The organism is Bacillus cereus group sp. MG16 (genome assembly GCF_040459875.1).
Lineage (GTDB): Bacteria > Bacillota > Bacilli > Bacillales > Bacillaceae_G > Bacillus_A > Bacillus_A paranthracis.
Map to the genome: position 1 here is coordinate 2,736,965 of NZ_JARVHE010000001.1, position 20,121 is coordinate 2,757,085.

Sequence of the window (20,121 nt, forward strand, 5' to 3'; positions counted from 1 at the left end):
GCTATATAATTAAGTAAGGCATTTTCAATTCATTATTAAGGGAGGCAAATGTGATGAAAAATACGTATAAACTTCAAATTCCGAAAGAACTAGAGCAATATCGTAGTATTTTAGAAGAAAGTGTAAAACCGTATATTAAAGTGGCTGGAACGAAAGCAGAGACAACTCTTTTTGAGAGTAAGTTTGGTGGTTATCCGTATTTACCTATAAATCAAGAGCATCCTAAAGATTCAAATGGACAACCTATGATGTTACTTGCGCAGTTAAACTTTGAAGAAATTCCGCATGTTGAATATATGCCCAAAAAAGGAATATTGCAGTTTTTCGTAAGTGCTGATGATGAGCTTTATGGAGCAGATTTTGATCACCCAACAATCCAAAAAGACTTTCGAATTATTTATCATTCTACAATTATAGAAGATTTAAATAAGGTAATTACTGATTTTAGTCATTTAAACACTTTAGAATTAGAAGACTTTATCATACCTGAAGCAGCAAAATTACAATTTGAATTAGATTATCAACCTATAACATCTAGAGATTATCGATTTGAAAAGATGTTTAGTGAGGATATTGATTGGGAAGAAATTGTTGATGAAGAAAATAATACAGAATTAGGCGAACTGTATGATGATTTATGTAAAGATTTCGGACATAAAATTGGTGGTTATCCATTTTTCACACAGACAGATCCAAGGGAATGGGAAGAAAAATACCAACAACATGATATATTATTACTGCAAATCGATACAGACGACTCATTAAATATTATGTGGGGAGATTCTGGTGTTGCTAATTTCTTTATTAAAAAAGAAGATTTGTTAAATCTAAATTTTTCCAATGTTATTTACAACTGGGATTGCTATTAAGAGTATATAACTGAAATACTAGCAAGCTAAAAAATCTTCCTGAAGGTGAGGGAGATTTTTTTAAGTTAAAAATAAACGTTATGTTAACTAGAGTGTGAAATAATAGGAATAATAAAAGTCAAGTGTAAATAACAGAAATAACAAGAAATAATGTAAAATTGTAAAACGTGTGTAAATAGCAATAAATTTATAAAGTACAACATAAAATAAAATTATTGCTATTTATATTTTGTAAAAAGATTTTTTCCGCATAAAAATTTCTTGCTGATCAAAAATGTTTTTGATTTGCTGTGATGAATTTATAACTAAAAAAAGATAAAAAACTGTATAAATGCGTTTAAATAAGATTTTATGTGAATCTCACTAAAAATCTCTGTTTCGTCTCACTAAGTATAGTTTACTTGGATTTTGATACCTGATATTGCTTTGTTTCTATAACTGCCTATAATATATATTATGTTAACTGGATAAAAGTAATAAACTTACTATATGTTAGTTTATATTGTTACGCTTCCCTTTTCATTAGATTCATTCTGTGTAATCAATTGTGTGCTTATTTGTTGTTTTATGAGTTGTTGATGATAATGTCTCCAGATATAAATTATATTTAAGACAATAAAAATGCAATTCGTTTTAAATGAACACATTAAACGAATTGCATGGATATGATTCATAATAAGTTTTTAAAATTAGTTTGCTACAGCAATTGCTTCGATTTCAATTAATAAGTTATCGTTAATTAACTTTCTAACTTCGACAGCTGAACTTGCTGGTGGATTATTAGTGTCAATGTATTGATCTCGAATATCTCTAACAACGGCCATTTGAGAAATGTCTGTTAAGAAAAATGTTAATTTTACTACATCATTGAAATTTAAGTCTGACGCTTCTACTAATGCGATTTTAATATTTTCAAATACTTGTCGTGTTTGTGTAGCTAAATCATTAATTCCAACAATTTGACCGTCTATATTAATTGCTACTTGTCCAGATATGTAAATCGTTCGTTTAGCGTTACTAACTTCCACTACATGTGAGTATCCAAAAGTTGGTGGCATCGTTTCTGGATTGATAAATTTCTTTTGCATGGCTCTTCTCCTCTTTAAATATCTTGTTTTCTTTATATTAGATTTTAAATTCAGATTATCCCTTATTTACTATAATAATTATTTACCGTTCAGCTGCTACATTTGTAAAAGTATATTAGCACTTTAATTTAAAGTTATTGATGGATTATGTACGTTTGATTTTTTGGGGTGCTTGTTATAATTACACCTTGTTTTATTAATTCTTCAGTTACTTTTGTATAGAAAAAGTGATACCACCAGATAAAAAACTCTTCATAAGTAATTTCTTTTGAGTATCTGCTGCTGGCAAAGTATTGTTTTAAAGGTTTATCGTTTTCGTTGAATAATAAGACTAAATCTTCACTGATTGTGTTTGCAATTTCGTTAAGTATAAATAAGTCTGTTGATTTAAATACAGGGATAACAGGTTGTGAATTTTGATATAAGCCTAATTTTTCGTAAACTACGTTTAAATGTAAGTCTTTTTGTCTATCTGCTGCTACGAAACCTTTTACTAATTGTTTTTTCTTATAATTAATATCAGTATTAGTGTTTTGGAAATATTCTTCAAATGTTTCGTTATCTGCTGTAATTAAATTTAATGTTGAATATCGAGAATTTCCATAAAGACCAATTTGAACTTCTCCTAAATCTAAATATGTATTACCATACATCCCGAAAGCCTCTATATCTGTTAATTCTTGTTCTTGAATTGCATAATAATATCGTTTCTTATTTCTTAAAGGTCGTTTCTTTTTTAAATAGTTTTCTTCAATGTAATTTATTTGTCCAAAATCTAATAACACACCACTATACAATAAAAGATTATAAGATTCTCTAGATAAATGATTAAACGTGTCGATTCTTTTTGAAATATCTTCAATATGACTTGAATAGTTTTCAAAGATCTTAAGTGTTGGTTTAATTAGAGGTTCACAAAGGTTATAAAGCTTTTCTCCTTCACAAGCTGTTATAATCATACACGTTGGATAGTACCTCCCTCCTATTATTTCTAAAATGGAACAAGTTTTAGCGATACATTTATTTTTCATATATTCCTTAAGGAAATTTTGTTTTCTCTGCTTAACAGCAGCTTGAGTTCTTTTTAGCTTTCGATCTTTTAATTGATCTAGACTTAGACTTTCTTTCTGAAATTCTTCATATTTTCTATGCAGATAAATATCTTTGTCTTTATAAATCCACTTTGAAAATAGTTGTATTGGTTTTCTTCCGGTTAAAATGACGCGATAATGTTTATTTTGATTTAGTAATTCGGCTGGTAAATTATGATTTTGTAGTACCTGATTTAAAGAATTCATAAAGCTATATGATCCTCCTACAAAGCTTACTGTATAAGTTTCATACTTGACGTAACCATCCCCATCAAAATATCCACGAACAAAATGATGTAAATATTCTTCTGGTACGAAAGGGAATTCAATGTTAAAAGATTTACATGGCATAATTCCATGTATGTTCATAAGGTTATCTTTTATTGTTTTGCTATTAATGTTTAGCATATATACACCTGTCTTTTTGTTTTGGTAAAGTGGCTGGTTTGTTTTTAGTTCTTTTTTTATGTCTTCTAAAATATAACTTTCTTTTTGTGATACACTAACACATTGATTTTCTTTTTGTATAACACCATCCGCTGCTATAAATCCTAAAATATAAGCCATATTATTTGACCACGTTTTAAAATAATTTTCTGTTATGTTATACTTTCTCTTCCAACTCCCTATAGCACGCCTTGGAACGTTATTGTCTGTTAAAACCATACGAATATACCTAGCGGACACATTGGCAAGCGTAGCTATTTCTGAGGTACTCTTCCCTTCTGTATATAGCTGAGTTATTTCAGATTTTGATAGTTTACATTTTGATTTCTTTTTTCTCTCTATTTGCACTTACATCCTCTCCTTCCTTTTAATAATTAGGGACATATTTTCTTCTATAACATATAACAAAACGTATGTTCTTTGTTACTTGTAAGAAGAAATTTACTAAATTAAAACAATTTACATTTACTTAGTATTCGTTTTATCTGCTGCTGAATAAATCTCATTTTATATATACGAATAACGAATTTGACAAATTTATGAAATGTACTGCATTTAAGGTGAAAGCTAAAATGATTTCGTTTAAACTACAAATAGCCACAATAACAACATACGTATATTGTTAAACGTAAAAAGGAGAACGAATGAAAAAGAAATATACAAATCAAATTCATACTGATGTAAGTTTTAAACCGAAAGATATTATAGGTTTAATAAATGATTACTTTAAAATGAAATCAAAGCTGCGTCCTATAAAGAATTTACCGATTGTTTTATCAAATAAAGATAATGAATCTTTAGAAAGTGTTACATGGTTTGGGCATTCTGCTTCTCTTTTAAAAATAGAAGGTAAAACATTGTTATTAGACCCGATGTTTGGAGATGCCTCTTCCCCGTTTCCTCTGTTTAATAGTAAACGTTATAGTGGTGCTTTTTCTTTAGAGCGTGAAGATCTTCAAGAGATTGATGCGATTATCATTTCTCATAATCACTATGATCATTTGAATTACAAAAGTATTATGCAGTTAAAAGATCGCACAAAGCACTTTTATGTTCCGACTGGAGTTGCACAATATCTTATTAAATGGGGTGTTTCACCTAGTAAAATTAGTGAGCATAAATGGTGGGACGAAATTACGTTTGATACTATTAAGTTAGTATGTGCACCTGCAAGACATTTCTCTGGACGAGGTATGACAGATAGAGATTGTTCGTTATGGTGTTCATGGGCTATCCTTGGTCAAGAAACTAAAGTTTTCTTTAGTGGTGATAGCGGTTATGCGCCTCACTTTAAGGAGATTGGTAATAAATACGGTCCATTCGATCTTACGTTAATGGAATGCGGGCAATATGATCCAAGGTGGTCTGCAATTCATCTGTTGCCTGAAGAAACAGTACAAGCTCATATTGATGTACAAGGAGAATTACTTCTTCCGATTCATTGGGGGGCTTTTACATTAGCATTACACGAATGGAGTGACCCGATAGAACGTGTTACGAAAGAAGCTAACCGTTTAGGAGTTAAAATTACAACACCTCAAATTGGCGAATCTATTACGTTAAAATCTACAGACTATCCTAGGTATGCTTGGTGGCAAAAAGTCTAATTATAATGTATTTTTTACAAACTGATTAAACTTGTCTATTTCTTCAACGAATGGATTATGATTACTTTCTTCAAATTTAGTTAATACTGCGTTCGGGATTAAATTTGCTATTTCACGGGAAAATATGTAGGGACATTGTGCATCATGCTTACCACAGTATATAAAACTTGGGATTTTTACGAATTTAAGTTTCTGACGAACATCATAATCTTTATATTCAACTTGTCTAAAATAATTTAACCGATTGCCAACTGTCTTTCCGCTATTCGGCAATTTTAATGCCTCTTCAAGCTTTTCTTCAGAATAAAAAGACATAAGTGCCCACTCTCTACTTAATGCTTTTCTTTCTTCTTGTACTGTACTATCATCATTTAATGCATTCATAATTGATACGATTCTATTAAATTTTACATTTTTACTACAGTATATACTATCTTTATGAGATGCATATTCCTTGCTCGCCGCTGCGCCACCAACAATTATTTTCGTTAAACTTTCTTGTGCTTCAGTCGCATATACAAGAGCTAACATCCCTCCTGTCGAATGACCAGCAAACCCCCACTTATTAATATATAAAGCTTCTCGAATCGCTTCTAAATCTTTAATCGTTTCGGTCATACTATATTCAGAATCAGTTTTAGCCGAATCTGAATTGCCACATCCCTTTAAGTTAACTAAATAAACACTATAATGGTCAGTAAATGGGTTTGCAAAAGTATTTCCATTATCATTATACTCACTATACAAATGAGTAACGCAAAGTGGAGGTCCTTCTCCCTTTTGAAAATATTCAAACTTTCCTCTTGGAGTTTTGATAATATTTGTTGTCCACATATCCAATCTCCTATCTGAAATTTTCATTTTCTCTTAGTTTGTTATTTATAAGCGAATAGTATTATATAAAGAAGTAAGTAACCTATCCTGCTTAACCAATTTCTGATTCCTATAATTTATTAATTTATGATTAGATAAAACAAAATTGTGCTCTAATATGAATTCATTGTAGAGTACTTCAACTAAAAATTTAGGTATCATCTCTCCTACGCCGTAATTACAGTCACTTAGAATCCAAGAAATCTCTTTCCAATCTAGAATTCCTTCTGAGACTTTTTTTGGAGTGTGATATATAAATTCATGAAGTAACTATACTAGATAAACATACATTCCGCCAGAATATGAAGAATCCTCCCATTTAATAATGCCTTTAAATTGAATTTGATCATGCGTAACTTTTATATTAGTCTCTTCTTTTATTTCACGAATTGCATTTTCTAAAGGTGTTTCTCCCTTTTCTATCTTTCCTCCTACACCATTCCATAACCCTTTTACAGGGTCATATTTTCTATTTAGCATAAGTATCTCTTCATTTCTAAATAAACAAGAGCGTATTTTGAAAGTAATTATTCAGCGTACGCTCTTTATGGTTTGATTGATTTTGGGATTCTATATATTTTCTAACCTTTTTTCCAAATAGTATCGATTATGCCCTTTAGGGTGATCTTCACTTACCCCAATTACTTTATATCCATGTTTTTTATAAAAAGCAGGTGCCTGAAAGCTAAAAGTATCTAAATTGATTAGCCTACACTCTTTTTCAATTGCAAATTCTTCAATAAGTTTTATTAACTTGGTTCCATAACCTTCGTGTCTATATTCTTCAGAAACCCACAGGAAATCCACATGTACGTGATGCCAAAATGTAATTGCAGTTATTCCACCTACTATTTCTTCATCTTCATTTTTCACTATAAAACTAATTTTTTCTGAAGGCTTTTTCTCTTCATCTGAAATATGTTTTTGATTATATTCAATTACTTTTTCTCTTATGTAATCACTATCTTCTTGGACCCATTGTTTTACTATTTTCATTTTAATCATCACCCTCCTTTTAAAGTATCTATTCAATTTAATAATCGTAATATCCTGTCTAACTTAATAGTCGTAGTGCACTGTTTCATTTCACTAAAATTGTAAAAAGCCGTACTACATTTTATTTGTAGTACGGCTTTTTACCGCGTTTGATTCTTTTTAATTAAAACTTCCGTTAGTTTGAACGTATTAGTAAAATAATTCTATTGTATTACTGCGAAAAAGAATAAACATTCCTAAACCAATTAGAACGATTGGAACGATAATATGACAATTTCTCTCAAGTACTTTAGCAAAAATAGGAGCTCTTAACAATGTGTAGCCAATCAAACACCATATTGCTATCATGCAAAAAAAGATAATTAATGTAACGATATTTGCTTCCATAGATTGACTAGCGAACATTGGTATATAAATTGAGATATTGTCAGCTCCATTAGCTAATGTAATCGCAGCTACTTTAAATAATGAACCAGAAGTATTATCAATGACTTTATTACTTTTGTTAGAACGAAGTGAGAATAGTCCTTTAACACCCATATAAATTGGAACGAATCCTAATAAGCCGATCCACGATATAGGAATGAAAAAAGAGCTTAAGGAACCAACGATACTTAGAAAAATAATTATACTAAACCCCAAATATTGTCCAATAACGATATAAAGTTTTTTTCTTGTAGCTTTTTCGTGGACAGCTCTTCCTTCTTTCCTAATTACTTCTGTTTTTACTTGTGAAAATAAAACAAGCAATATAAAAATGTCATCAATATTTGTTGTAACGAATGCCACAACAGAAGAAATTATGGTTGTAATCAATAAAAGCCAACTACTTTCATTGTAAACTTATAAGAAAATTATGGTCTATGAATGAAGTGCACGTTCCATCACAAAGTTGGTTAACTGTAATTTTCTAAATGTTTTTTAACAACATGTTAGTTCCTTTATAAAACAATATGAATATTCTATGTATCTGCTACTTAGTTCATCAAGAAATAAAAAACTTTATTGCTTCTCAAATCATTTCATTTTAAATTAAATAACTCTATTCTCTCTATACTAAAAAGAGCCCTATATTAGGACTCTTTTTAGTATCAAGCTACTTTCCGATGTAAATGTTTTAGTTCCTTTTTCTTCTCTGCATTTGGTGGATGGATTAATATTGAAATAATGAAGGAAATAACGCTTAAAACACCGATTATAATAAAGGTCGGTTGAAATCCACCCAGTAAAGCTCCAATGAACGCTCCTGCAAGTGCACCAAATCCGAAACCTTGATATACAATCCCATAATTTGTGCTATGGTTTTTTAATCCGAAGAAATCTCCAACAATTGCTGGGAAGATTGTAATATTACCACCAAAGCAAAAGGCCACGCTTGCTACACAAGCGAAATAAATCCCGTAATTTAGTGGAATGAAACTTAAAGTAAAGACTGACAATCCAATAATAATAAACGTTGCAGAAACAATTTTCATTCGGCCAATTTTATCCGATAACGTTCCAAGAACGATTCTACCTACTGTATTAAAAATTGCAATCATTGCGACGGCATTAGCTGCAGTTGCTGCGCTAAGTCCAACGAGCTGCACTCCGATATCTTTTACCATACCGATTAAATATAGACCGCCCATACACGATGTGAATAGCATAAAAAACAAAAGATATACTTGTTTTGTTCGCATCATTTCACGAGGTGTATAATCATTGTGTAAAGTCTCAGTTACAGTGTTACTTACAATTGCCTCACGTAAGAAGAACGATCCGATTAACACTAAAAGTAACACGATAATACCCCAATATAAGAATGCTTGTGATACACCAAGGTTATCGATAAGATTTCCGTTTATATATCTAAAGATTAAGCTGCCCATCCCATAAGCTGATACAGATATACCTGAAATAAGCCCTTTCCGATTGGGAAACCATTTAATTAAATTAGATAGTGATGTAATATAAGCTGTTCCATCCGCATAACCAACAACGACACCAGCTAATAAATATAATAGTGGTAAGGAAGAAACTTGTGAACTAAGTATTAATCCGAGTCCTAATACAATTCCTGCAGTAGCAATAAGTTTCCGAAGTCCTAATTTTTTCTGCAACTTGGCTGCAAATAAAGTTGAGAATGATAAAGAAAAACTTGTTATGGAGAAAGTTATCGCTACCGAATTAAGATTCCATCCAAACTTACTTACAAGGGGTTGATTAAATAAACTCCATGTATAAATTGTTCCAAGGCCAATTTGAACAATGATTGTACCTAGAACAATTAGTAACGGATTTATAGAAGTTTGTTTCATACTAACTGTCCCCTTCTTTTATCGTGACATGAATTTTCACAGTTAGTATAACCATCATAAAAAGCAAGATACTGCATGAAAAATGGAAATTGAATTCATGTACACAAAAAGACACTCCATTATGAAGTGTCTTTCTGCAGGTTATATTAGATTTACTTAAAGAAAGCTTTGTTAAGATAAGACATTTTCAAATGCTTATGTATATAGAGTACCAAAAGTTTTCAATCATGTGATGGGACTTAAGATGTATTTTTGATTCATCATATGGTCGGATAAACGAAAAATTAATATTCAATTTCATCAAAATCTTTCGGCTGCGGTACCGTTTGCATATTAGCTGCATCTTTTGGATCGCTATAAATTGCATTTTGCTCTGTATTTACATCTTTTATATTTTGCTTTTTATTTTTGTTCACTTTATCTTTCACTTTCAATCACTCCTTTTTGTTATAGGAGTAATTATGCCCTATTACCGTTACGAAATGTATCAGCGACTAAATTACTAAATTCACGTAAATAATATAAATAATTATCACCGCCGTAGTTATATCTTTTGTTATACATTTTTGCAACAACTACATTATATGCAGGTATTACTAATATAGTTGGTCCCGTAATTCCTAATATTTGATACGATCCTTTTGGTACGCGTTCACCTAGTTCACTTAATTGTGCAGGTTCATTTTGAACGAACCAAAATAATCCATTTTGTGGTAGCTCTTTATTTACATATGTTGGACTCTGCAAACTCGTAGCGATTTTTATAACTTCTTTCGGAACAATTTGTTTATCATCTATCATACCTTGATTTAAATGAAGATTGCCCCACTGCGCAAATTCTTTAGCTGAGACAAATAGATTTTTTTCAGTACCGTCATCTACTTTACCAATTTCACTAATCGCGTCTTCATTTGGATTATTAACAACGTCAACTAACTTTTCATCTTGCTGAACTCTCCAACCTGTTTCTTGAAAATTAGCAGGTTTAAACACACGCTCTTTTAACAATTCAGGAAAACTTTTATTATATAGCTGATAAATAAGACGTGTCATCATTCTTACATTAATATCTCTATACGCCCATGCTTGTCCAGGTTCAAATTCACGAAAAATTGTTCCGTCATCCCTTTCTCCTAATCCGTGCGAATGTGTTACTAAATGTCTTATCGTTATTTTACCAAGCAATGCAGGATCAAAGTCTTTAAAATATTTTTTCGCTTCATCATCAATAGAGTTTATTTTCCCCTCATAAAGCGCATACGCTATCATTAATCCTAAATAACTTTTTCTAGCAGAAGCAACGTTAAATTGTGAAGATGCTGTTACTTTCTTGCTTGTAGATGTACTTGAGTGATAACCACTATAATGCTCTAGTACGATTTTATTATCTTTTATAATACAAAGTGCTGTAGCAGAACTATGATTTTTTTCTTTTATAGCCTCTACCCAAGAAATCAACTTATCATATGTATACAAATACATCCCCCTTAATACACATCAAAATTACAGCATGAAAGAAAAGTGCAAAATAATTTTCACACCTTTCTTTCATGTAAAATAGTTTTGATCTTCTATACCTAAATGATCCACCAGTTCCAGCAATTAAAGCAACCAAAACATCCAGCGCAACCTACACATCCGCCACATCTGCCGCCACAACCACCGCAGCGTCCACCACAACCTCCGCAGCCACCGCAACGACGTACATCGCCTTGAATGTAATAATATGGATATTGATTTTGTTGTTGATCCCAATAAACAACATTACCAGTTTGATAATCATTAAGGTTTAATGATTGTAGTTCTTGTTGAAACTGATTCATTATAAAACCCTCCATTTATCAATATAAATTCCGTCCAAATATTAAAGTTAATAAATTTTTACAAACAAAGTAGAAATAAGACTATAGACTAAATGCGTACATCAACAAAATATGAACTTACACTAGGTGATGTACCTTGTTTTTCAGCCTATTTTCTTTATATTTATTCGATGGACGTATTTACTATAAATAAAGTGATTTAAAAATTACTAATCCAACAATTTAGTAGTTCATCACTTAACTTTCTGTCTAGTAATTCCTTCACTAATGGCATTGGCATGATTTCATAATGATTTAAGGCTTCTTTATTATAATCTATCCAGTGAAATGCTAAATGAGACTCGCTAGATTTCGGTGTTAAGTCCGTATGTAAATCTTGTGACTCTACTTCAAAAATGTGGTTAATTTCATGATGAAGCACTTCTTTATCTTGCCATTGGTTTTCTATGACTCCTAAAAATTGTTTTATACTACAATTTACTCCGAGTTCTTCTTGTAATTCTCTTATTAATGCATTTTCAGCTGATTCGCCAACTTCAACATGACCACCTGGTAAAAAATAATGATGGCCAATGTATTCAGCCAATAACAATTTTTTATCTTTAATCATAACAGCTCGTACAATATGATGGAATTTATTTTTCAATTGCTATTCCTCCCAGTCATTTATTTTATATTTGATTAAAATAGCCATTTAATATCGGGATAATATAAATCATAGGTGTTTCATACGGATGAATTTCGTTAATGACTTCAAGTGCATCCTTTACAAGATCACGTTTGCACTTTATTTCAATTTTACATTCTTGCCCTTCGCATATTTGACCAATTTCCCCATTAAAAGGTGAAGCACCATCTAATGGTCTCCAGTATCCTTTCACGGAATTATAGGAAAGACAATGATCATATTCACCTGTTTTACAAGCACCAATTCTATTTAGCTCATCCCGTAATATCTCAATGTATTCTTCCGGAATAAACACTTCGATTTTCACTTCCGAAAATTGCATATTTCATTTCACACCTTTACTTTGTAATACTTAAACACATAAACAATAGACTTGCTCACCATCATACTCCTGTCCTAATGATATGAACCCATATCGTTCATATAATTTCTTTGCAGAGAGATTATCTTTATGTACGGTTAATCTAATTTCTTTACACGCCTTAAACGTATTTTTTATTATATTAATACTTTCTTGTAATGCTGCTTTTCCATAACCATTACCTTGCTGCGATTGATCAATAATAAATCCGTTAATCCAATACATATCCGATGTCTCTCTTACAACAGCATGCATAATAAAACCAACCATAAGGTCACCATCGTATATAGCGAGTGGTATGTACTCTACATTGTCACCATCTGGTTTTATATATACTTTAGCAAGCGAAACTGCTACGGATGGAACAAATTCCAACTGATTTTCTTTAACTTGTAGTTTTAATGCTTCTTCCCAATTTTCTCTCGTAACAACCTTTAACTGGACATTCAATATTGTAAGCTCCCTTATATAGAGGATGTATGTTTATATTCAACGTAGCGAAATAATTCCCTTTTTCGACAACGGCTTATAACATAATTTTTATAAAATCTTGAATAAATTTTTGTTCATCTATTTCTAATGCTATATGGGCTCCTTCAGATATAGAGCTAGGGCGAAAATCAGCAAATGTTTGTCCTTTCGTATCTCCGTATGTATCAACATTCACTGTACGATGTACAAATTCAAAAAAGCTTGGATTTACTCATCCACTTATAGCAACCACATCATGAAGCAATGGCCCTTTGATAGATGGATTAAGTTTTTGGTATGCAGAAAAATAGTAATCATACATTGGTTTCATTATCGTATGGAATGGATTCTTTGAATTAGCTGGAATATAGTCAAACACATTTGGTGTTAACACAGCTTTGTTTGTTACATTTAAAGGGAATATGAATAAATTCTTTGCTTGCTGAAAAACAATTTTACTTGCAATAGGATCTCCATACACATTTGCCTCTGCTAATGGCGTAACATTTCCTACTTCTAAAAAGACACCACCCATGAAATATATTCCTTTTACATTCAGCATTAAATCATTCCATAAATTAAAAGCAATCGCTAACGAGGTAGATCTTCCTACATCGACAATTGTTAAATCTTTTCCGTACTTTACAAGAATCGAGGCAATACTACCAAAATTGTATATCGGGATAGACAATACACTTTCTGGCACATGAATAGGCCCTAATCCTTCTGGTCCGTGAATTTCAGGATAATATGTTGAAATTTCTTCTGTAAGTGGTTTTGTTGCACCGCTAATCACAGGAATGTCTTGTCTATTTGCTAACTGTAAAATATACGCTGCATTATGTGCAGCATGTATATGCTCAACATTTCCGTATCCGGTTACAATACCGACAATTTCAATTTCGGGATGCAGTAAACCATACATAATGGCAAATGAGTCATCAATACCTGGGTCTCCGAAAAATAATACTTTTTCCAAGAAATACTCTCCCTTCACAAAAACATAGAGTCATCAATAACTATGTATATGAAAAAAGCAAGTATATCTATGCGAATTTTAGTATGGATAATGTTTTACAAAATATTAATAAGGAACTAGCGTATGCTAATTCCTTTCTTAAGTAACTATTCTCAAATTTAATTATTGTATCCTTCATAAATTGCATCATTTATTTAATTTTGTAATTTTTTATCATCAGGTACAGGTTTCCACCAATTTCCTGTAACAAATAACATAGTTAATAAATTATAACTATCACTAAAATAGCTTTCTCTCTTATTCTTCATCCAATCCCAACCGCTATTTACCCACTTTTGATTATTGCTACTCGTTATACTTGCAGCAATAAACGGTGAAACAAATACAGCAGTTGGATAACTACCAATATTGGATCCATTTAATTGATAACCATCCACAATTTTAGAAGGGTTTCCATTCGTTTTATTTTGAATCCATGAAGAGACTTTATCAGAAATGACTTTACTTCTTTTCTCGCCGTACATCGCATAGTCCATTACAATTCTCAATGGTACTCGACTAGCATTGTAATAATATGCATTTGTATATTCTGACTCATCTAAGAAGTCTTTAGGTGCGGGTTGTGGTGGGTTTTTTACAACGAAATCTGAAATAAGTCCTGTATTTGGAGAGTACTTATTACTAAATTGCGTATAAACATCGTACAAATTATTAATAACAGTAAGCCAAGTTTTATCACCTGTAAATTCATAAAATGCTCTAAGATGTGACATCATCCAATCAGATGGTCTCGTATCAAGTGAACTTTTAGAATCCCAATCTCCTAAATTTAGTCGGTTATTATTTGTAACATTACTAGCTTTAATACCTTTTGTAATCATGTCTTGTGCTTCTTTCAAATAATTAACTGTTCCATTAGATCCCCACTGCTTATGAGCAAGAAGAAGAGAATACGCAATATCTAAATCCCCATCAGTAGCAGAATCAAAATGACCTTGTGCTTTTTTACTATCTGCGACAACCCATCCCATTAAATTAGGATTTTGAGAACTTTTAAAAGTTCTTGCTGTTTTAAATAAACCGTCATAGATTTTTTGAGCATTAGAATCATAACCAGCCATTAATACTGTAATTATCATCCCATACCCTTGACCTTCTGAAGTTCCAAGTGGCTTAAACCCATCCGCATCACCCGTAATCTCTCCTTTTACGTAATAACCACCAGGTAAAGAAGATAAATCATTTTTCAAATATTTCTTTTTCCAATTATCGTAGTAACTTCTTACAGAAGCATTTAAACTTTCCTGTGTAACATGATTCGGTTTTATAACACCTGCATAATTAACTTGCTGGGGAAATGGTTTCATTTCCTTTGCAGCAGCTACTTGTTGATTAACTACGGGAATAGAATTTTGTATTGAATTGTCCGTTACACTTGCTGCGAAACTAGAATTAGAAAAACTAGCTATTCCGATTCCTACAATAGAAATACATGTGAAAATTTTTCTTTTTCCATTCATTATGTTGTCAGCTCCTTTTAAAATGCTTACTATATAAAATGTAACATACAATATTTAACTGAAATACAAAATATTATATTTATCAACATAAGAAAGAAACTATATAAAAAAGTATCATAAAATCATTATTGAATTACATTATACGGATTGATTATTTGCTAGATTCCTATGTTTTTCTTTTCTTAATACTGGTATATGAACAATCAAAATTCCAAGTATAGTAATCCCCCCACCAATTATTGAAACAAAAGTCGGTACTTCTCCTAACCATATCCAAGCAACGAAACATGCAGTTACTGGCGTTAAATATAGAGAACTTGTTGCTTCAGCAGCACCAGAATGAGATATGATATAAGCCAATGCGATATATGGAAGTACTGTTGGAAATAAACCTAAATATATAATACTCATATTCACTTCAAGAGGAGCTGCTAGTATTTCTGTATACATTCCCGGGAAGAAAATAAGCATACATACCGTACTAGATAAAATTGTATATATCGTAAATGGTAAGAAGCCGTACTTTTTTAAGTAAGAAGTTTGGAAAACAAAATATAAGCTTTCTGAAATCGCTGCTAATAGTATAAAAAATCCCCCACTATTTAATTGAATAGCATCTCCTTGACTAAATGATATGAAAGCAATTCCTATAAAACTAATTACACCACCGATCCAACCATTTAATTTCATTTTTTCATTCATAAAAGCAGAAGCGAATATTGCCGTTACTATAGGCGTGACTGAAACAATTAAACTTGCAGATCCAGCATTTACTGTTTTTTCACCATAGTTTAGTGCAATGTGATAAAAAGTAAATCCTAAAGCACCAAATATAAAAATGGCTGGGATATCCTTTAAATCCGGTAGCCGTAACTTATATATAAAGGAAAACAAAAGAAGTATAACTGAAGCAATTAATAAACGTAGTAAAGTCAGATGCTCAGGCGTATAAGATTCAAGCCCCATTCGGATTGCTGGAAAAGCAGATCCCCATATAAGAATCGTAAAAGCGTGAGCACATATAATGCGTAAATCCCATTTTTTATTATGCATGTTGTTTCTCCCTCCCTAATAAACCAACCATTTTCAAATTACCAATTATTTCTTTTCATCATATTTAATAGTTGATACAATGTCTTCAACCAGTTTTTTATCGTAAAAACCAACCACTTGGCATTTTTCAAGTGAACGAAGGAGTTTTTTGATGACAACTAGTAAAAAAACAACTAAGTATCGGCAAATAGTAGACTATATGAAAGAAAAAATTGAAAATGGAGAATGGCCAATTGGAAGTAAGATCCCTAGTCAAAGGCAGTTAGCGAAATTATTTCAAGTAAATCGCAGCACTGTAATAACTGCACTAGATGAACTTATGGCTGATGGATTGATTCAAGGGAAAATTGGAGCAGGAACAATTGTAACGAATAATACATGGTCATTATTAGCAACAAATCCACCACCTGATTGGAGTGAATATGTAAAGGCCAGTATTCATAAACCAAGCAAGTTAATGGTACGAGAAATAAATGAAGCAGAAGCAAATAACAAGCTTATCCATCTTAGTAAAGGCGAACTTTCTCCTCATCTTTTTCCATTAGAAACGATGCAGTCCATTATGAAGAAAGTAAGTGAGGAATTAGACTATTTTGGATACGAGGAACAAAAAGGGTTTTATCCGTTACGTGAAGCAATAAGTAAATACGTAAAATCATTTGGAATACAAGCATCACCGGGTTCCATATTAATCGTCTCGGGTGCATTACAAGCATTGCAATTAATATCAATTGGTCTTTTACATAGAGAATCTACCGTTTTACTTGAACAGCCTTCTTACTTATATTCACTTCATGTATTTCAATCAGCAAATATAAATCTATCTGGTATATCTATGGATCCTCACGGTATATTACCTAACGAGTTATTAAAACGAATTAAATACAGTCAGAAGAAAAACATTTTATATTCAATTCCTTGTTTTCAAAATCCAACAGGTATATTAATGTCTAAAGAGCGGAGAAAAGAAATATTAAAAATATGTGAAAAGGAACAGTTACCTATTATTGAAGATGATATTTACCGCGAGTTATGGATTGATGCACCACCCCCAGATCCTTTAAAATCAAGGGATAAACATGGACATATATTATATATTGGTAGTCTCTCTAAGACGCTTACCCCAGGACTTAGAATTGGATGGGTTATCGGTCCAGAACCCGTTATTGATAGATTATCAGATATAAAAATGCAAACAGATTATGGATCGAGTTCATTATCTCAAAGAGTTGCTGCTGAATGGATAAATAAAGGATTTTATGAGGAACATGTTGCAAACGTAAGAATTAAACTAAAAGAACGAAGACAAATAATGATACGAGCTTTACATAAGCATTGTGCAGATATTGCCACCTGGGATATACCTAGTGGTGGATTTTTTATATGGCTAAAGGTAGTACCTAGCATTCCGATGAAGAAATTATTTTTAAAGGCACTATCAAAAGGGATTCTATTAAACCCGGGACGTATCTATGAAGAAGAATCAGATCGATACATTCGTTTATCATATGGATATGCTTCTCCAGAGCAAATGACTAACGGTATTAAATTGTTAAGCGAATTAATTCGTAAGTTAATGACATAATAAAAACTCCTCTTTTTCCATAGAGGAGTTTTTGTGTATTTTATTTACCACAACCGCATTTCCTGCCCCAACACAATAAGTCCTTCATAAGGATCCCCGTCAATTTTTAATACTTGAGCAAAAGCAGGTTCTGTTTTTAAACCGTTCTCTTTTAAGCGAATAATTTCTTCTCTTATATGTGGATGTTGCATTAATAACATGTGCTCTACTATCATATGTCTATATGCATTTTGGTTACGCACTGGCATAGGCTGAGCAAATAATTCAAATTTAAAACCTTCAAATTCAAAATTTACTTTTATCGATTCAGTATTTTTAATTTTTTTCTTTTTTATTTTGAATCCTTCATAAGAGCCATATAAAGATCTCATTTCTTGTTCAAAAACATCAAAGTTATGTACTTCCATTACTATATCTAAGTCAGATTGAAGTGTGTCAATTCTTATAGGTATTGTCCCGCAAAGAATGGGACTATACAAAGCTAAATCCTCCATGATGTTTAGTTTATTCAAAACATCATATACCTTTTGTTGCTTGTCATTCCCTGATTGTAAATATGTAATAGATGTAAACATGGAAGTCTCTCCTTCATTTCACGTAATACGTGTTTCACTAAATTCAAGAAAATTTGTCCGTTTAAATTTGTTCTAAGAGTACCTTTATTTCAATATATTAAGACGAACAAACGATGTTTTTCAACTTTTCTCCTATACTGCAATACTATAAAAATAAAAAAGGAGGAATTATTATGAGCATTTTTAACATTCTTTTAACCATCCACATATTATTTGGGACAATATGCTTAATCACCGGTATTGTAGCGATGGTTGCTCAAAAGAAGAAAGGAAAACATACGGAATGGGGTGAAATATATCATGCATCCTATGTTGTCATAACCCTTACTGCAATTATATTATCCATTATAAACTGGGATAAAATCGCATATTTATTTTATGTAGCAATTTTCTCTTATGCTTTTGCGATTTATGGCTACCTTGCACGAAAAAAACGTTGGAAAAATTGGCTTCACCACCATATTAGAGGTATGTTAGGCTCTTATATCGGTGCCGTTACCGCACTATTAGTAAACGTAGGTATTCATATTCCCATAATTAATTTATTGCCGCCTATATGGTTTTTACCTACATTAATCGGTATTCCTCTCGTAGCCAGTGTATCAAAAAAATATAAAAAGCGTAGTTAAAATTCATTACATTTTTGTTACTTTCTGATGATTATTATGAAAAATCATACTCAATGTAATATTTTATTTATAAATTCAAAATCGTATTGCTTTAAGTTAGTCACTTAGAACTAAATAAAAAGAATCCAATAAAAGTATTGGATTCTTTTTCGGATTTCATTTTAATGTCGGCTTTATATATTTAATGATGTTATCATCTGGATGACGAACTCTTATTAATAACAGTGGATCTTTGCATCGTTTTTTTATAACCGCTTATATTATTCCTTTAAGAATTCTACTTTTAATTCATGAGTTTTTTAACTTCAAAACTGAATGTAATCGATCCGGATAATTCGTAAACATCCCGTCAACTCCCCATAATAGTAACTTTTTCATGTCTGCTTCATTATCTACAGTAAATGGATGAACTTCTAATCCGTGTTTCTTTATTTTCTTTACATAAGCTGCATCAATATATTTGTAGTTCATACCAAGACCTATGCAATATGTACTATACTTCTCTATCTCTGATTCAGCTAATTGAACTGCCTTCTTGTAAGAAAGTAATTGGACTAGAGGTATATTAAATTGTAAACTATGTAGCTTTTGCAGACTTTCTTCACTAAATGATTGAATAATAACTTTATCCTGTATTTCATAGTGATTGATAATTTCTAATAACTTTTCTTCCATTCCTGGATATTCATCAGGTGATTTGGTTTCAATATAATAGTTTGCGTGATGCCCAAACATTTCAATTATTTCTTCTAGTGTTGGAACTTTAGCATTTTCATATTCTTTCTTTGCTAAAGTTGGATGTTTTTCATTAAAAAAAGAACCTGCCTTTAATTGCTTTAATTCTTCTAATGTATGTTCCTTAACTAGCCCCGTACCGTTTGTAGTACGATTTACTGTTTCATCATGCATAGCTACTAAATGTCCATCTATTGTCATTTGAAGATCAATTTCTATATAATCGCCTTTTAATTGTTGTCCTAATGTATACGCAGCAATTGTATGTTCCGGTGCATACGCCGAAGCGCCTCTATGTGCAATATTTTTTATGTGATTTGATTGATTAATAGCTTTCGTGTACTTAAGTTCATTTACTTTATGATAAACAAAAGTACCTATTACTAGAAAGGCGCAAATGATTGTAACGATATATATCTTTTTCATAATGA

At 31.5% G+C, this 20,121-nt stretch carries 19 protein-coding genes and 4 pseudogenes; 4 read left to right on the forward strand and 19 right to left on the reverse strand.

Going from position 1 to position 20,121, the window contains the following annotated elements:
- Positions 1 to 53 precede the first annotated feature (53 nt).
- On the forward strand, positions 54 to 869 hold the full coding sequence (locus QCI73_RS14170) for a YwqG family protein (RefSeq protein WP_353823188.1): 816 nt from the start codon (positions 54 to 56) through the stop codon (positions 867 to 869).
- Between the two features lie 689 nt (positions 870 to 1,558).
- Here QCI73_RS14170 and QCI73_RS14175 read toward each other — a convergent pair.
- The 3 genes and pseudogenes from QCI73_RS14175 to QCI73_RS14185 all read right to left on the reverse strand — a co-directional run.
- Entirely contained in the window at positions 1,559 to 1,957 is a 399-nt protein-coding gene (locus QCI73_RS14175; RefSeq protein WP_353823189.1) for a RidA family protein, read from the reverse strand.
- A gap of 134 nt (positions 1,958 to 2,091) precedes the next feature.
- Positions 2,092 to 2,952 (reverse strand): annotated as a pseudogene (locus QCI73_RS14180) (hypothetical protein); the annotation flags it as partial.
- A pseudogene (locus QCI73_RS14185) lies at positions 2,944 to 3,843 on the reverse strand (LAGLIDADG family homing endonuclease); the annotation flags it as partial. The pseudogenes QCI73_RS14180 and QCI73_RS14185, both read right to left, overlap by 9 nt.
- 296 nt (positions 3,844 to 4,139) lie before the next feature.
- Here QCI73_RS14185 and QCI73_RS14190 point away from each other — a divergent pair.
- On the forward strand, positions 4,140 to 5,102 hold the full coding sequence (locus tag QCI73_RS14190) for an MBL fold metallo-hydrolase (RefSeq protein ID WP_353823190.1): 963 nt from the start codon (positions 4,140 to 4,142) through the stop codon (positions 5,100 to 5,102).
- Here the strand turns inward: QCI73_RS14190 and QCI73_RS14195 are convergent, their stop codons facing one another.
- The 14 genes and pseudogenes from QCI73_RS14195 to QCI73_RS14260 all read right to left on the reverse strand — a co-directional run bounded on the left by QCI73_RS14195 (position 5,103) and on the right by QCI73_RS14260 (position 16,166).
- Entirely contained in the window at positions 5,103 to 5,936 is an 834-nt protein-coding gene (locus tag QCI73_RS14195) for an alpha/beta fold hydrolase (protein WP_353823191.1), read from the reverse strand. It abuts the gene before it with no gap.
- Between the two features lie 45 nt (positions 5,937 to 5,981).
- Positions 5,982 to 6,510, reverse strand: a pseudogene (locus tag QCI73_RS14200) (NUDIX hydrolase).
- Between the two features lie 35 nt (positions 6,511 to 6,545).
- Complete coding sequence (locus tag QCI73_RS14205) at positions 6,546 to 6,971, reverse strand: GNAT family N-acetyltransferase (protein WP_131369213.1); 426 nt, start codon at positions 6,969 to 6,971, stop codon at positions 6,546 to 6,548.
- Positions 6,972 to 7,160: 189 nt separating this feature from the next.
- On the reverse strand, positions 7,161 to 7,787 hold the full coding sequence (locus QCI73_RS14210) for a cadmium resistance transporter (RefSeq protein ID WP_327923865.1): 627 nt from the start codon (positions 7,785 to 7,787) through the stop codon (positions 7,161 to 7,163).
- A 275-nt stretch (positions 7,788 to 8,062) separates the two neighbouring features.
- Complete coding sequence (locus QCI73_RS14215; RefSeq protein ID WP_327923866.1) at positions 8,063 to 9,271, reverse strand: L-lactate MFS transporter; 1,209 nt, start codon at positions 9,269 to 9,271, stop codon at positions 8,063 to 8,065.
- 284 nt (positions 9,272 to 9,555) lie between these two features.
- Positions 9,556 to 9,699, reverse strand: a complete 144-nt coding sequence (locus QCI73_RS14220; RefSeq protein WP_000653680.1) for a hypothetical protein — start codon at positions 9,697 to 9,699, stop codon at positions 9,556 to 9,558.
- Positions 9,700 to 9,730: 31 nt separating this feature from the next.
- The gene (locus tag QCI73_RS14225; RefSeq protein WP_353823192.1) at positions 9,731 to 10,747 is read right to left on the reverse strand and encodes a serine hydrolase domain-containing protein; all 1,017 of its coding nucleotides are present in this window, start codon (positions 10,745 to 10,747) and stop codon (positions 9,731 to 9,733) included.
- A 101-nt stretch (positions 10,748 to 10,848) separates the two neighbouring features.
- Positions 10,849 to 11,094 (reverse strand): heterocycloanthracin/sonorensin family bacteriocin, encoded by a 246-nt coding sequence (locus QCI73_RS14230; RefSeq protein WP_001071385.1) that lies wholly within the window; start codon positions 11,092 to 11,094, stop codon positions 10,849 to 10,851.
- Positions 11,095 to 11,293: 199 nt separating this feature from the next.
- On the reverse strand, positions 11,294 to 11,740 hold the full coding sequence (locus QCI73_RS14235) for an NUDIX domain-containing protein (protein WP_353823193.1): 447 nt from the start codon (positions 11,738 to 11,740) through the stop codon (positions 11,294 to 11,296).
- Positions 11,741 to 11,765: 25 nt separating this feature from the next.
- Positions 11,766 to 12,104 (reverse strand): divalent cation tolerance protein CutA, encoded by a 339-nt coding sequence (cutA, locus tag QCI73_RS14240; protein ID WP_327923870.1) that lies wholly within the window; start codon positions 12,102 to 12,104, stop codon positions 11,766 to 11,768.
- A 30-nt stretch (positions 12,105 to 12,134) separates the two neighbouring features.
- On the reverse strand, positions 12,135 to 12,593 hold the full coding sequence (locus QCI73_RS14245; protein WP_353823194.1) for a GNAT family N-acetyltransferase: 459 nt from the start codon (positions 12,591 to 12,593) through the stop codon (positions 12,135 to 12,137).
- A gap of 76 nt (positions 12,594 to 12,669) precedes the next feature.
- Positions 12,670 to 13,593 (reverse strand): annotated as a pseudogene (locus QCI73_RS14250) (nucleoside hydrolase).
- A gap of 194 nt (positions 13,594 to 13,787) precedes the next feature.
- A complete protein-coding gene (locus QCI73_RS14255; RefSeq protein WP_088106759.1) occupies positions 13,788 to 15,113 on the reverse strand; it encodes a family 8 glycosyl hydrolase in 1,326 nt (441 codons plus the stop codon).
- Positions 15,114 to 15,251: 138 nt separating this feature from the next.
- Complete coding sequence (locus QCI73_RS14260; protein WP_327923873.1) at positions 15,252 to 16,166, reverse strand: DMT family transporter; 915 nt, start codon at positions 16,164 to 16,166, stop codon at positions 15,252 to 15,254.
- A gap of 148 nt (positions 16,167 to 16,314) precedes the next feature.
- On the opposite strand from QCI73_RS14260, the gene norG reads away from it, so the two are divergent.
- The gene (norG, locus tag QCI73_RS14265) at positions 16,315 to 17,751 is read left to right on the forward strand and encodes an efflux pump transcription regulator NorG (protein ID WP_483299568.1); all 1,437 of its coding nucleotides are present in this window, start codon (positions 16,315 to 16,317) and stop codon (positions 17,749 to 17,751) included.
- Positions 17,752 to 17,795: 44 nt separating this feature from the next.
- Here the strand turns inward: norG and QCI73_RS14270 are convergent, their stop codons facing one another.
- Positions 17,796 to 18,326 (reverse strand): DUF4269 domain-containing protein, encoded by a 531-nt coding sequence (locus QCI73_RS14270; protein WP_353823196.1) that lies wholly within the window; start codon positions 18,324 to 18,326, stop codon positions 17,796 to 17,798.
- 173 nt (positions 18,327 to 18,499) lie between these two features.
- Here QCI73_RS14270 and QCI73_RS14275 point away from each other — a divergent pair, with 173 nt between their 5' ends.
- Positions 18,500 to 18,955 carry a DUF2306 domain-containing protein gene (locus QCI73_RS14275; protein WP_353823197.1) on the forward strand — a complete coding sequence of 152 codons (456 nt, stop codon included), beginning with the start codon at positions 18,500 to 18,502 and terminating at the stop codon, positions 18,953 to 18,955.
- A 288-nt stretch (positions 18,956 to 19,243) separates the two neighbouring features.
- On the opposite strand, the gene QCI73_RS14280 is transcribed toward QCI73_RS14275, so the two are convergent.
- Positions 19,244 to 20,116, reverse strand: a complete 873-nt coding sequence (locus tag QCI73_RS14280) for a glycerophosphodiester phosphodiesterase (protein WP_353823198.1) — start codon at positions 20,114 to 20,116, stop codon at positions 19,244 to 19,246.
- Positions 20,117 to 20,121: the final 5 nt, after the last annotated feature.

Coding starts and splice junctions, on each gene's coding strand:
- QCI73_RS14170 (WP_353823188.1), top strand. CDS start 54: ATGAAAAATACGTATAAACTTCAAATTCCGAAAGAACTAGAGCAATAT.
- QCI73_RS14175 (WP_353823189.1), bottom strand. CDS start 1,957: ATGCAAAAGAAATTTATCAATCCAGAAACGATGCCACCAACTTTTGGA.
- QCI73_RS14190 (WP_353823190.1), top strand. CDS start 4,140: ATGAAAAAGAAATATACAAATCAAATTCATACTGATGTAAGTTTTAAA.
- QCI73_RS14195 (WP_353823191.1), bottom strand. CDS start 5,936: ATGTGGACAACAAATATTATCAAAACTCCAAGAGGAAAGTTTGAATAT.
- QCI73_RS14205 (WP_131369213.1), bottom strand. CDS start 6,971: ATGAAAATAGTAAAACAATGGGTCCAAGAAGATAGTGATTACATAAGA.
- QCI73_RS14215 (WP_327923866.1), bottom strand. CDS start 9,271: ATGAAACAAACTTCTATAAATCCGTTACTAATTGTTCTAGGTACAATC.
- QCI73_RS14230 (WP_001071385.1), bottom strand. CDS start 11,094: ATGAATCAGTTTCAACAAGAACTACAATCATTAAACCTTAATGATTAT.
- cutA (WP_327923870.1), bottom strand. CDS start 12,104: ATGCAATTTTCGGAAGTGAAAATCGAAGTGTTTATTCCGGAAGAATAC.
- QCI73_RS14255 (WP_088106759.1), bottom strand. CDS start 15,113: ATGAATGGAAAAAGAAAAATTTTCACATGTATTTCTATTGTAGGAATC.
- QCI73_RS14260 (WP_327923873.1), bottom strand. CDS start 16,166: ATGCATAATAAAAAATGGGATTTACGCATTATATGTGCTCACGCTTTT.
- QCI73_RS14270 (WP_353823196.1), bottom strand. CDS start 18,326: ATGTTTACATCTATTACATATTTACAATCAGGGAATGACAAGCAACAA.
- QCI73_RS14275 (WP_353823197.1), top strand. CDS start 18,500: ATGAGCATTTTTAACATTCTTTTAACCATCCACATATTATTTGGGACA.
- QCI73_RS14280 (WP_353823198.1), bottom strand. CDS start 20,116: ATGAAAAAGATATATATCGTTACAATCATTTGCGCCTTTCTAGTAATA.